Origin of the sequence: Ureibacillus endophyticus (genome assembly GCF_024159215.1) — a bacterium.
Taxonomy (GTDB): Bacteria; Bacillota; Bacilli; order Bacillales_A; family Planococcaceae; genus Ureibacillus; species Ureibacillus endophyticus.
This window is the reverse complement of record NZ_JAMYWW010000001.1, coordinates 2,711,993-2,724,945: the sequence shown is the minus strand read 5'-3', so window position 1 is coordinate 2,724,945 and position 12,953 is coordinate 2,711,993. Positions and strand designations below refer to the sequence as shown.

The following is a 12,953-nucleotide window of genomic DNA, read 5'->3' as shown; positions in this document are numbered from 1 at the left end:
CAAGGGTGACGTGCAAGAACACATCACCCCAACATTTGACTAAGAACCTTTTTTATTGAGATTGGAACTTTTTGATAATATCCGTCGTAATAGAAGAAACGCATATTTATTGGAGGATATACGATGGTAGTTAAAGGTATTAACCACTTTTTATTCTCAGTATCCAATCTAGAGGAATCAATTGAGTTTTATCAAAATGTATTCGATGCAAAATTATTAGTGAAGGGAAAGCGAACTGCTTATTTTGATTTAAGTGGGTTATGGCTTGCGCTAAATGTAGAGGAAGATATACCACGTAATGAAATTAAACAATCTTATACTCATATCGCTTTTACCATAGACGATTCAGAATATGAGAATGTGTACGATAGGCTAAAGAAAATGGATGTAAATATTCTTCCAAGTCGTACCAGAGATGAAAGAGATAAAAAATCAATTTACTTTACAGATCCTGATGGCCATAAATTTGAGTTTCACACAGGTACGTTGCAAGATCGAATCGATTATTACAAAGAAGAAAAACCATATATGGAGTTTTATTGATAATAAAAAACAAACCAGATGAGAATCTGGTTTGTTTCATTTTAAAATTCAACTTTTACAGGATGATCCTCTGTGTAATCATAATCGTCCCATGAGAATACATGTAAAGTCATTTCAAAGTTCTTTTCGAAGGCAGGGAAGTCATATCCTTCAAATTCACTAATCGTTAAGGTAGCCTTAGCAGATTTGCCTGGTGCAACCTCTTGGCTCATCGATAATAGGGTTTCATCAACCATCATATCATCTACCGATACACTATTTGCCTGCACTTCAATACTATCTTTCCGTTTGTTTGTTACGTCAAAAACAACCTCAACTGTATTACCCCAAACGTCATCATTCTTCTTAACAATTTTCACTAAAGTTGCTTTTATATTATCATTATCTACTATTAATTGGTTTAATTCTTTTTCGTCATTTGTTGCAGCTTCTTCAGTTTCTTTCGTAGCATCGTTTTCTGTGCTCTCTGTATTATCTTTTACCTCACCACCAAGGTTTTCTTCTGTTGTATCACCACATGCTGCGAGCCCAAGTGAGAAAATAAATGCCGTTAGCAAAATAAATTTCTTCATATGAAATACTCCTTTGTTTTTTGATTATTATGTGCAGCGAAAAGTGAATCATACTAGAAATAACCTTGGTGAAAACTGCATGATAATTGATAAATTGACCATCATAAGAAGAATGGATTTAATGATTAGGTGGTGAACTAGAATGTTGAAGAAATTTTTAGAATCTTTTAAACATGTTCCACATATGTATGAATCATTTTTTCATTTTTAAGTATGATGAAACAGTAATTTTGCAGCAAAACAAAATAAAATGCCATCCGCTTTTAAAAGGATGGCATTTTTAAAATTAATTCTTTAAGATATATTCTTTATCTACTAAAAATTCAATAATTTGGTTAGCACATTCTTCAATTGAGAATTTTTCACTATCTACGACTAATTCAGGATTAGCTGGAGCTTCATATGGTGCACTAATGCCTGTGAAGTTTGGAATTTCACCTTTACGAGCTTTGTTATAAAGTCCTTTTGGGTCTCTACGTTCACATTCTTCAACGGAACATTGTACATATACTTCGATAAATTCGTTTTCTTCAACAAGTGCTCTTACAACATTTCGATCTTCTCTGTATGGAGAAATGAAAGCCGTTAAAACGATTTGACCACTCTCAACGAAAAGTTTTGATACTTCACCGATTCGGCGGATGTTTTCTTTACGAGATTCTTCATCAAACCCAAGATTTTTATTCAAACCGTGACGGATATTATCGCCATCTAAAACGAAAGATTGGTTACCTTGTTCAAATAATTTTTGGGCAACAGCATTCGCAATGGATGATTTACCTGATGCAGATAAACCAGTAAACCATAAGATAAAACTATGATGTTTATTTTTTTCTCTTCTTTGTTCTTTGCTTATTGATGCTTCATGCCAGACGATATTTGTACTCAAAATCCTACACCTCTTTATTATGAATGAACTTCTTGACGTAAACCTTTAATTAATACTTCAACTACTTCTTTACGGCTAAATGTGCTTGGTGGAATTTGTCCGCTTCTTAACATTTCACGTACTTTTGTACCTGATAGAATTACACGTGAAGATGCATCGTGTGGACAAGTTTTTGTTGTTGCCATACCTTCACAAGCTGTGCAGTAGAAGCTATGTTCAAATTTTAATGGTGTGATGCCGATTTCTTCAGGAGCAAATTGTTCGAAAATCTTTTGAGCATCATACGTACCGTAATAATCGCCAACACCAGCGTGATCCCGACCTACGATGAAGTGTGTACATCCATAGTTTTTACGAACAAGTGCATGGAAAATTGCTTCTCTTGGACCTGCATAACGCATAGCAGCTAGGAAGACACCTAATTGAACACGTTCTTTTGGATAGTATTTGTCTAGTAATACTTGATAGCTTTCCATACGAATTTCAGCAGAAATATCATCTGATTTTGTTTCACCAACAAGTGGGTTTAAGAAAAGACCATCAACGATTTCTAAAGCGATTTTTTGAATATATTCATGAGCACGGTGAACCGGGTTTCTTGTTTGGAACCCAACAATTGTGTTCCATCCTTTTTCTTCAAAGATTGCTCTAGTTTCTTTTGGTTCGAAAGTGAAAGCAGGGAATTGCTTTGGTGCTTTTTTAATTAACGTTGTTTTACCACCAACATACGTATTTGGACGATCAAATAATTTTTTAACACCAGGGTGGTTGATGTCATTTGTTCCATAAACTAATAAAGCTTCTACATTTTTATCAGGTGAATAGATGTCACTGATTTCGATTAATCCATATACTTCACCATCGAATATTAATTTTGCTTTTTCTCCGATTGTTAATGTAGCTGCTACATCTTCTGTAACTGGTAATGCAATTGGAATACTCCAAACAATACCTGAAGCAAGACGCATTTTTTCGACTACACTTTCGTAATCTTCTTTAGAGAAAAAGCCTTCGATTGGGCTATATGCGCCAATACCGATTAATTCAAGATCACTTAATGCAATCGCATCAAGCTGAATTTCTTTTTCTATATTTTCTAAAGATGCATCCGGATTGTAAGAATAAACTAATTTGCCTCCATGGGGTTGAATACTCATTGTAAATTTCCTCCTAAGTTGTGTTGTTGATTTATTTTGATGAAACGGAATTGGGTGAGTCCACGCCGCTTTTCTTATTGTCTAGCTGCGAACGCTAGCTCTTCGACAACTTTGGTGCTGCCAGCAAGGACAAAAAGCGTCCTTTTGTCAGCCCCTCCAGTTGTTGTCAGAGCTGGGCGAGCGTTCTCCGCTTTTCTAATTGTCTAGCTACAGCGGCTAGCTGCTCGAAAACTTCAACTTCCTTCTACGCATGCAAGCATGCTTGGCAGAAGTCTCCAGTTTTTTTCGCAGCTAAGCGAGCCGCTTTCGCATTTCTAATCATGTAAACCACATTCTGTTTTATTAGAACCTGACCATCTTCCTGAACGTAAGTCATCCATTGTAAAGGCAGGTTTTGTACAGTGTAGACAACCGATACTTGGATAACCTGTGTCATGTAATGGGTTATACGTTAAGTTGTGTTTACTTACGTAGCGCCACACGTCTTTCCATGTCCAGTGAATAAGAGGACAAATTTTAACAGATTTGAATTTATTATCTTTGTTTATAAAGTTTACATGTGCTCTTGTTTCGGATTGGTCACGGCGTAATCCGGAAATCCATGCTTTTGCACCAGTAAGTGTTTCTCTTAATGGAACTAATTTGCGGATATCGCAACATTTGTTCGGATTTGTTTTCCATAACTCATCACCGTATTGTGCAGCTTGCTCTTCAAGAGTAATGGCAGGCTTTTTAAGCACGATATTTAATGAAGGATAGTTTTCTTTTACACGTTCAATTGTTTCATAGGTTTCTTTAAAATGAACGTCCGTGTCTAGGAATACAATTTTTGCGTCAGGTTTTACTTTTGAAATTAAATCAATAAGTACAATCCCTTCGATTCCAAAACTGCATGCATAAACTACTTCTTCCCCATAATGGTTGTAAGCCCAGTTTAATACATTCAAAGCGCCTTTATAGGTATCATCCACTTCAAAATCGACTTGTGAATCATTCCAAGTGCTATAAGTAAGCATAAAATTCCCCCTTTTAATAGAAAAAGGCGCTTTAATGCCATAATAAGTACAATAATATCGCATTAAAACACCTCTAGTTGTCTAGTCAGCATTTAAAATATTAAAATGAAAAATTCTTATAATTCACTTTATTATTATTTTGTATTTAAAGTATACTATATAACTAGAAATAGTCAAATATAATTTTAAACAGCCATTTATATAAGAAGCAATTAGAATTTTATAAAAAAACAGATTATTTTTCAATTCCTTGTTGACTTATCGGATATATTTGTTTAATGTGTTTTTAAGAAATAATATTCCGAACATGAAATATTAAAAACTACATATCTAACTGATCAGACAAACTGAAGGTTACAAGTTTTTTTCTTATATACATAGGGAGAAGCATGTAATCTTTTGTTTTTTTAAGGGAGTTAGACAAAGGAATCAGACAAAAATTTAATGGCATCCACTTAATTAAAAGGGTGAATGGTTGAGTTACCTATTTCAGTAAAGGTCAGAATTTTCCGAACTATTTACTGTTGTCCGCGCAATGGAGAAAGGAAAGAGCAGTTAAGATTATTTTGGAGGGCGGCACAAGTCTATAAAACCAACCAAACAGATGAGATTAAGAGAAAATGTGCTGATATGAAATGCATCATTACTGTAAAGTGATTTTTAGGGGAGGTACTTATGGAACTAACATTAAAAAAACGTAATAAAAAGACAATAATACCTGGGTTTTCATTAACCCTTGGGTATACGATGCTTTATTTGAGTATTATCGTAATCTTGCCATTATCAATGATATTTTTTAATACTTTCTCAATGAGCTGGAGCGAATTTTATGAAACAATTTCACATCCACGGGCAGTTGCTTCTTATAAGTTAACACTAGGCACAAGTCTGGGAGCAGGTTTAATAAATGTAGTATTTGGAACAATTATCGCCTGGGTATTAATTCGATACGAGTTTCCAGGAAAAAAAATTGTTGATGGTCTTGTTGATCTACCATTTGCTTTGCCGACTGCAGTTGCAGGTATCGCTTTAGCAACACTCTATTCACCGAATGGTTGGGTTGGCCAATTTTTTGATTTTAAAATTGCTTATTCACCACTAGGAATTATTATTGCACTAACATTTATTGGTCTGCCTTTTGTTGTTCGAACAGTGCAACCAGTTTTGCAAAATTTAAGCAGTGAGGTTGAGGAAGCATCGGCGAGTCTTGGTGCAAATCGTATTCAAACGTTTACGAAAGTTATTTTTCCAGAATTATTGCCAGCCATGATTACAGGATTTTCTTTAGCTTTCGCCCGCTCTCTAGGTGAATATGGTTCTATCGTATTCATTGCAGGGAATATTCCAATGAAAACAGAGATTACACCATTAATAATAATGACGAAATTGGAACAGTACGATTATGTTGGAGCGACTGCTATTGCTACAGTAATGCTTATTGGATCTTTCCTGTTTCTATTTATTATTAACATCATCCAATGGGTTACGAATAGAAAATTCAATCAGCATTAAGGAGGAGAAGATGATATGACGAAACCAATAGAGGTAAAACAAGATGCCCCTATAGTTATAAATCGTACAGCTACAAAGTCTTATGCTTTGCAGGAATCTGCCATTGTTAAATGGTCTCTAATAACAATATCATTATTATTTTTAGCTTTATTTTTAATTTTACCTCTCATCACCATCTTTGTAACAGCTCTAGAAAAAGGTTGGGATACCTATGTTGCATCGATTACTCATCCAGATGCTTTAGCGGCAATAAAATTAACTCTTACTGTTGTATTAATCGTTGTTCCGCTAAATACCATTTTTGGTGTGGCAGCAGCATGGGTAATAACAAAATTTAATTTTAAGGGGAAAAATTTATTAATTACCCTAATTGATTTACCATTTGCGGTTTCTCCAGTTATTGCTGGTTTAATATTTATATTGTTATTTGGTGCACAAGGATTATTTGGAGATTGGTTATTCGCAAATGATATTAAAATTGTCTTTGCTTTACCGGGTATTCTTTTAGCGACAATCTTCGTAACGTTTCCATTTGTTGCACGTGAATTAATTCCGTTAATGCAAATGCAAGGAGTAACAGAAGAAGAAGCATCTATTTCTTTGGGTGCTAGCGGTTTTAAAACGTTTTGGTTAGTCACATTACCCAATATCAAATGGGGATTATTGTACGGAATCATTTTATGTAATGCGCGGACAATTGGAGAATTCGGTGCCGTTTCAGTTGTTTCCGGACATATTCGAGGCTTAACTAATACGATGCCTTTGCATATTGAAATTTTATATAACGAATATCAATTTACTGCGGCATTTGCAGTAGCATCCTTAATGTCAATTTTAGCAATTATTACAATCATCATTAAAAATATTATCGAGTGGAAAGCAAAAGAAGTGTAGGGGGTAAATAAATGAGCATTCAAGTTCAAAATGTTTCAAAAAGATTTGGTTCGTTTCAAGCATTAAGTGATATTTCTATTGATATCGAATCAGGTGAATTAATCGCATTATTAGGTCCATCAGGTTCAGGAAAAACTACCCTTTTACGCATCTTAGCAGGTTTAGAAGGATTAGACGAAGGCGCTATTTTATTTGATGGTGAAAATATTACAGGTGTAAGTCCGAAAGAACGTAAAATAGGATTTGTATTCCAACATTATGCTTTATTCCGTCATATGACAGTATTTGATAATGTTGCATATGGTTTAAAAGTACGCCCTCGAAAAGAACGTCCATCGAAAGCAGAGATAGCAAAAAAGGTAAATGAATTATTATCACTTGTAAAATTAGATAATTTAGCGGATCGTTACCCATCACAACTTTCAGGGGGGCAACGTCAGCGTGTTGCTTTAGCTAGAGCCCTTGCAGTAGAACCAAAAGTGTTATTGCTTGATGAACCTTTTGGTGCGTTAGATGCGAAGGTACGTAAAGAATTACGTCGCTGGTTACGTAAGCTCCACAATGAGTTCCATGTAACAAGTATCTTTGTTACTCATGACCAAGAGGAAGCATTGGATGTAGCGAATCGTATCATTGTGATGAATAACGGAAAAATTGAACAAATTGGAACACCAGATGAAGTATATGAAAATCCAAAAAGTCCATTTGTATATGACTTTTTAGGGAATGTGAATCTATTTAGAGGAAGATTACACAACGGAAAATTAACACAAGGTCAATTTGAAATTGATGTACCTACTTATTTGGATTCTCATGAGGAGGCAGTGGGCTACGTTCGTCCTCATGATATTCATATTGAAAAAGTGCAAACGAGCAATGATACAGTTGCAGCTACCATTGTTCATATCCATCTTTTAGGTCCTGTTGTTCAAATTGAGTTAAAACGCGATGATATTGATGAATATTTAGAAGCAGAAGTAACAAAAGAGCACTTCAATCAGTTAGGGATTAAAAAAGGGGATATAGTATATATCCGTCCAAAACAATTGAAAGTGTTTATACCAGAGGATTTTTCAATTTAATATTTTAAGATAAAAAATTTTTCAGAAAATTATTGACATCCATCCTTTTTATGGTATAGTAATCTTACCAACTTAATAGGAATTAAATTTTGCATTACAAGACTGATTAGAAAAACTAAAGGTCGCTATATTCATACATTTGATATAGTGACCTTTTGTGTTTTCGTATCACACAAATCAAAATGTAATTTCTGCTTTACCAAAGGAAAAGAAAACAATGTCATCCATTGTTTCTTAAAACCTACTAAATTAATAAGTCAAATGAGAATTAAGGGAGAGAAGACAAATGAAGAAATCTAAGAAATTATTATTACCATTTTTAATCGCTACATCATTATCGGTATTAGCAGCTTGTGGAGGAAGCGAAGAGAAAGCTGAAACATCTGGAGATGCGAAAGATTCAAAAGAGTCTGTTGAATTATTAAACGTATCCTATGATCCTACACGTGAGTTATACGAAGAATATAACAAAGCGTTTGTAAGTCATTGGAAAGAAGAAACTGGTCAAGATGTAACATTCCAACAATCACACGGTGGTTCAGGTAAACAAGGACGTGCAGTAATCGATGGTTTAGAGGCAGATGTTGTTACTCTAGCTCTAGCTTACGATATTGATGAAATTGCATTATCTCGTCAATTATTAAACGAAGATTGGCAAACAGAATTCGAAAATAATTCTTCACCTTACACGTCTACTATTGTATTTCTAGTTCGTAAAGGCAATCCAAAAGGCATTAAAGATTGGGACGATTTAGTGAAAGATGGGGTATCTGTTATTACACCAAACCCTAAAACAAGTGGTGGTGCACGTTGGAACTACTTAGCTGCTTGGGCATATGCTGGTGAAAAGTTCAACGGTGATGAAGCAAAAATTAAACAATTTATGAAAGATTTATATGGCAATGTTGAAGTATTAGACTCTGGTGCACGTGGCTCTACAACAACATTTGTTGAACGTGAAATCGGTGATGTATTAATCGCTTGGGAAAATGAAGCTTACCTTTCTTTAAATGAATTAGGAGAAGACAAATTTGAAATTGTAACTCCTTCATTAAGTATTTTAGCAGAACCACCTGTAGCAATTGTTGACAAAGTGGTAGATAAAAAAGGTACTCGCGAAGTGGCCGAGGCTTACTTAGAATATTTATACTCTGATGAAGGTCAAGAAATTGCAGCGAAAAATTACTACAGACCTCGCAATGAAGAAATTTTAGCGAAATATAAAGATCAATTCCAAGATTTAAACTTAATTACAATTGATGAGTTTGGTGGCTGGCAAGAAGCACAAAAAACACACTTTGCTGATGGTGGAACATTTGATGAAATCTATCAATAAAATATAAGATTAAAAACCTGATAATTGAGGTTCTAAAGGTCGCTATTTCAATAAAATGAGATAGCGTCCATTTATTAAAAGTTAAGGGAATAATCTGAAAATTAAATTTAAAAAATGAATTCACTAGAAAACTAGAGATTCAGCCATTATACTCATGCATCATACTGTATATAGGTTGAATCTTCTTTTTTATTCATAAATCATACTAATTTTATGTGAATAATGGAGATGGGTGTTTTCGTCGTGGAGCTGAAAAGGACTTAACCAAAATAACTTATAGAAAGGAAAATGTACAATGAGTAAGAAACAAGAAAATATTGAATTAGCTTTAAAAAATATTGAAAAAATGATTTCTACTTTAAGTTATGGATCCATTACGGTGGTTATTCAGGATCAACATGTTGTGCAAATTGATAAAAATGAAAAAATCAGGCTTAAATAAGAAGTGAAAAAGAGTTAATTGAGGGGCTGTGTTAAAAGTCAAAGTACTTTTTAACACAGCCTTTCTGTCTGCGGTGATCATAGAGAAAGCGGTAGCGTCAGTCACAGGTTGCTGTCATAAAAGAACATTTCAGACGGCTCCTTTCACCCTCCTATATGGGTTCGCATATACTAATATGATTCTATTTTGGATGGTGAAAAGATGCTGACAATTAGTTTGTGTATGATTGTTAAAAATGAAGAAGAAGTGCTGGAACAATGTTTAAGTAGTGTGAAGGATATTTGTGATGAAATTATAATTGTAGACACTGGTTCGACGGATAAAACGAAAGAAATTGCTTACCAGTTTACAGATAAGGTCTTCGATTTCGAATGGATTGATGATTTTTCAGCAGCAAGAAATTTTGCATTTAGTAAAGCTTCAATGGATTATATTTTTTGGATGGATGCAGACGATATTGTATCAGAAGGGGATCAGGAAAAGTTTAAAAAGTTAAAAGAAGAATTGCCAGATAATGCTGATGCAGTGTCTATGCTTTATCATATTGCTTTTGATGAATATCAAAATCCAACATTTAGCTTTAGACGAAACCGACTAGTCCGTAGAGAGAAAAATTTTAAATGGCATGGTGCGGTTCATGAATACTTAGAAGTTGGTGGCAATATTGTGGCATCTGATGTTGCGATTACCCACCGTAAAAAGGATAAACGTAAAGGGCAAGTTCCAAGTGATCGAAATTTAAAAATCTATGAGAAACGTTTAGAACGAGGAGACACGTTTACTCCAAGAGATTTATTTTATTATAGTAATGAATTAAAAGATCACGGCCAATATGAAAAAGCAATTGAATACTATAATAAGTTCCTTGATACGAAAAAAGGTTGGGTAGAGGATCAAATCCGTGCTTGTATTAATATGGCAACTTGTTATCGCATGTTAGGTGATACGGAAAATGAGATTGAAGCACTGATTAAATCCATTATGTATGACGTACCTAGACCTGAAGTTTCATGTCGAATGGGTGATTTATATAAAGAGCGAAGACTTTATGAAAAAGCAATCATTTGGTATCAGCTCGCTTGCCAGGTAAATCCTGAAGATATTCCAGGATTCAGACAAGAAAGCTATTCTACATGGTACCCATATTTGCAACTTTGTGTTTGTCACTGGCATATTGGAAATCATGAGTTGGCCGTTGAATATAATAAAAAAGCAAAAGAATATCGACCAAATGATCCAAGTGTACTGAAAAATGAAGAATTCTTTAAAGAATACTTTGCAGAAAAGTAGTCTTTCAAATGAAAAAGAAGCGCTAACCATAAAGGTTGCGCTTCTTTTTTTATTCTAGAAACAGGTTATTCTTAAAAGGTTCAATTATACGAGCGTAATAAGTCTCTCTCACGTCATTCATCTTATTTTTAAGGGTAGAAGAATTGACTGATATGTCTTCCTCTAAACGTAAAATTTGTTCATCAATATCGACATCATCTGTCGCGATAATATATTTTTCAAGATCAATGGATTTAATAAAATCAAATACTTTGAAGCGGTATCCTAAGGCGATGAATGGAACATTGGCTGCTAATGAGAGGTAGTTGGGATGAAGTTTGAAATTAATTGTAAAAGTAAAGTTCTTTAATATTCCTAACAACTCATTGTGGGAATAAAGGGTTTTATCGAGGATTACATTTTCTGTTTTATTCAGTTTTGAATAAAGTCGATCCATTGCTTCATAGTCACTTTGCCAAACCGTATATAAATAGATTGTATAGTCTTTTTCAATAAGCTGATTTAGCGCATTGGCTAGCTGATCTTCTACTTTTAGCTCATCTTGACCATATATATTATTGAAACTTGTTCCCCAATTCACTCCTATAGTTTTTTTGCCCTGGATTTCAGGAAGTATTTTTTGGGGGACTTGATGATTTAACAAGAATGCGGAGTCTCCACTGATGTGTAATTTATCCGTTACACCGTATTGCCCCAATATCTTAAATGTCAGCGGGCCCCTTACACCAGCCCAAACACTTTCGTGAAATACCTTTTGTACTTTTGATTTCCAGAAATCCGTACTATCAAGTGGAATTTTTTCATTGTTTTCTAATTGTTGAATATAAGACTTGGGAAGCCAATCGATTCCAGTGCCCCACATCATAATTTTTTTATTTAATAGTAGACATTGATGTAAATACTCAATGATATACGGGTGAACGATATTATTCTTTCCATTTAATATAGAGCCCCCACCTAATACGATCAGGTCAAAATCATCTATCCGTACATTTTTTAAATATTTATGCTCGATATTAACACAATCTAGTTTAAAGGAATCTCCCAATGTAGCGAATTGTTCTTTAAACAAATCGTACATTAATTCATCCCCTAGATTTTTATAGCCGATCCAACCGATATAAAGTACATTTTTCACAAACATTGCTCCTTGAAGACATCCAACTACAAATCACTTTCTGGAACTTTCATTGCTATATAACATAATTGTTTATAATGTTTTGCTTTAAAGCTACCTGCACCCTTTGTAATAAGGTAGTCTTTATGATGTTCCCCAAGCTCCAGACATTTATCAAATGAAGCTATTGCAGCTGGATAATTTTTTATTTGAAATAAAAAAAGCCCCTTTAAAAAATGAAGATCTACATAATCTGGGTAAAGAAGAAGAGCTTTTTCAATACTAGAACTAGCAACTTCAAAGCTACCCGTCTCAAATAAAATATCATATTTCAAACGGTATAAAAGTGCAGGAGGTGTATACCCTTGCCGTAAAAATCCTAAAATTGATTTATTTAAATAGTTAAAAGCTGTTTGATATTCTTTTAACCGATAAAATTCACTTGCTAAATGATATTCAATCCATGGACTATGAGAACTGTCTTGATATTCTTTAAAAAGGGCCTGTAAATTCCTTTGAGATTTATTTCGTTGGTCTGTAATTTTTTTGATATAACCATAATGATAAATTTCAGTATCAATGCTTACTATATCATTTGATGGTTCGAGTGGTTGCGGTAGTTGAGGTGTTTCGTGAATTCGATTAGTAAATTGTATACCTGCATGATTACGAAATAGTCGTGGCTGGTAATAGATAAAAGCATCTTCTTCTTGTATGGGTAGAGAATCACCGTAATAATTGACAATAGGCATAAAAATCATTAACTCATTTGTTTGTTGTATTGCCTCTTGTATTAATTTCGTTTTTTTATCTTCCAATTTTTCATCAGCATCTAACCATAATATCCAATCACCATTAGCCTTTGATAATCCATAGTTTCGGGCATCTGCAAAATGATCATTCCATTCATAAGAAAAGACAGAAGCATTATATTTCTTACAAATGTTAATCGTTTGATCCGTTGAGCCCGTATCCACAATAATAATCTCATTAACTAACTTCTGAACACTTTGTAAACATTGTTCAATTAAGTCTTCCTCGTTTTTAACAATCATACAGAGTGAGATTGTTTGCGTTGTCATTCAATCATCCCATCCGTTAAA

At 34.1% G+C, this 12,953-nt stretch carries 13 protein-coding genes; 7 read left to right on the top strand and 6 right to left on the bottom strand.

The features are described 5' to 3' along the window. Positions 1 to 123 precede the first annotated feature (123 nt). Positions 124 to 543 (top strand): FosM family fosfomycin resistance protein, encoded by a 420-nt coding sequence (fosM, locus tag NKR20_RS13505; protein WP_121214255.1) that lies wholly within the window; start codon positions 124 to 126, stop codon positions 541 to 543. Between the two features lie 41 nt (positions 544 to 584). Here fosM and NKR20_RS13500 read toward each other — a convergent pair whose 3' ends face one another. From NKR20_RS13500 to NKR20_RS13485, 4 genes are all read right to left on the bottom strand, one after another. Next, positions 585 to 1,115, bottom strand: coding sequence for a hypothetical protein (locus NKR20_RS13500; RefSeq protein ID WP_253427021.1), 531 nt, complete (start codon positions 1,113 to 1,115; stop codon positions 585 to 587). Between the two features lie 286 nt (positions 1,116 to 1,401). Beyond that, the gene (gene cysC, locus NKR20_RS13495; protein WP_253427020.1) at positions 1,402 to 2,004 is read right to left on the bottom strand and encodes an adenylyl-sulfate kinase; all 603 of its coding nucleotides are present in this window, start codon (positions 2,002 to 2,004) and stop codon (positions 1,402 to 1,404) included. A gap of 17 nt (positions 2,005 to 2,021) precedes the next feature. Beyond that, positions 2,022 to 3,161: a sulfate adenylyltransferase gene (gene sat, locus NKR20_RS13490; RefSeq protein ID WP_253427019.1), complete on the bottom strand. Its 1,140-nt coding sequence runs from the start codon at positions 3,159 to 3,161 to the stop codon at positions 2,022 to 2,024. Positions 3,162 to 3,475: 314 nt separating this feature from the next. Further along, positions 3,476 to 4,177 (bottom strand): phosphoadenylyl-sulfate reductase, encoded by a 702-nt coding sequence (locus NKR20_RS13485; RefSeq protein ID WP_253427018.1) that lies wholly within the window; start codon positions 4,175 to 4,177, stop codon positions 3,476 to 3,478. Between the two features lie 675 nt (positions 4,178 to 4,852). Between NKR20_RS13485 and cysT the strand changes: the two genes are divergently transcribed. The 6 genes from cysT (at position 4,853) to NKR20_RS13455 (ending at position 10,733) form a co-directional block, all read left to right on the top strand. Next, positions 4,853 to 5,689 (top strand): sulfate ABC transporter permease subunit CysT, encoded by an 837-nt coding sequence (gene cysT / locus NKR20_RS13480; RefSeq protein WP_121214250.1) that lies wholly within the window; start codon positions 4,853 to 4,855, stop codon positions 5,687 to 5,689. A gap of 15 nt (positions 5,690 to 5,704) precedes the next feature. Then, entirely contained in the window at positions 5,705 to 6,583 is an 879-nt protein-coding gene (cysW, locus tag NKR20_RS13475; RefSeq protein ID WP_121214249.1) for a sulfate ABC transporter permease subunit CysW, read from the top strand. Positions 6,584 to 6,594: 11 nt separating this feature from the next. Further along, the gene (locus NKR20_RS13470; protein ID WP_121214248.1) at positions 6,595 to 7,665 is read left to right on the top strand and encodes a sulfate/molybdate ABC transporter ATP-binding protein; all 1,071 of its coding nucleotides are present in this window, start codon (positions 6,595 to 6,597) and stop codon (positions 7,663 to 7,665) included. 286 nt (positions 7,666 to 7,951) lie between these two features. Next, on the top strand, positions 7,952 to 9,001 hold the full coding sequence (locus tag NKR20_RS13465; protein WP_253427017.1) for a sulfate ABC transporter substrate-binding protein: 1,050 nt from the start codon (positions 7,952 to 7,954) through the stop codon (positions 8,999 to 9,001). A gap of 295 nt (positions 9,002 to 9,296) precedes the next feature. Continuing rightward, positions 9,297 to 9,443, top strand: a complete 147-nt coding sequence (locus tag NKR20_RS13460; RefSeq protein WP_121214246.1) for a YezD family protein — start codon at positions 9,297 to 9,299, stop codon at positions 9,441 to 9,443. A gap of 201 nt (positions 9,444 to 9,644) precedes the next feature. Then, a complete protein-coding gene (locus NKR20_RS13455; protein ID WP_253427016.1) occupies positions 9,645 to 10,733 on the top strand; it encodes a glycosyltransferase in 1,089 nt (362 codons plus the stop codon). Positions 10,734 to 10,782: 49 nt separating this feature from the next. On the opposite strand, the gene NKR20_RS13450 is transcribed toward NKR20_RS13455, so the two are convergent. Further along, a complete protein-coding gene (locus tag NKR20_RS13450; protein ID WP_253427015.1) occupies positions 10,783 to 11,871 on the bottom strand; it encodes a polysaccharide pyruvyl transferase family protein in 1,089 nt (362 codons plus the stop codon). A gap of 26 nt (positions 11,872 to 11,897) precedes the next feature. Then, positions 11,898 to 12,932, bottom strand: a complete 1,035-nt coding sequence (locus NKR20_RS13445) for a glycosyltransferase family 2 protein (protein ID WP_245987508.1) — start codon at positions 12,930 to 12,932, stop codon at positions 11,898 to 11,900. Positions 12,933 to 12,953 lie beyond the last annotated feature (21 nt).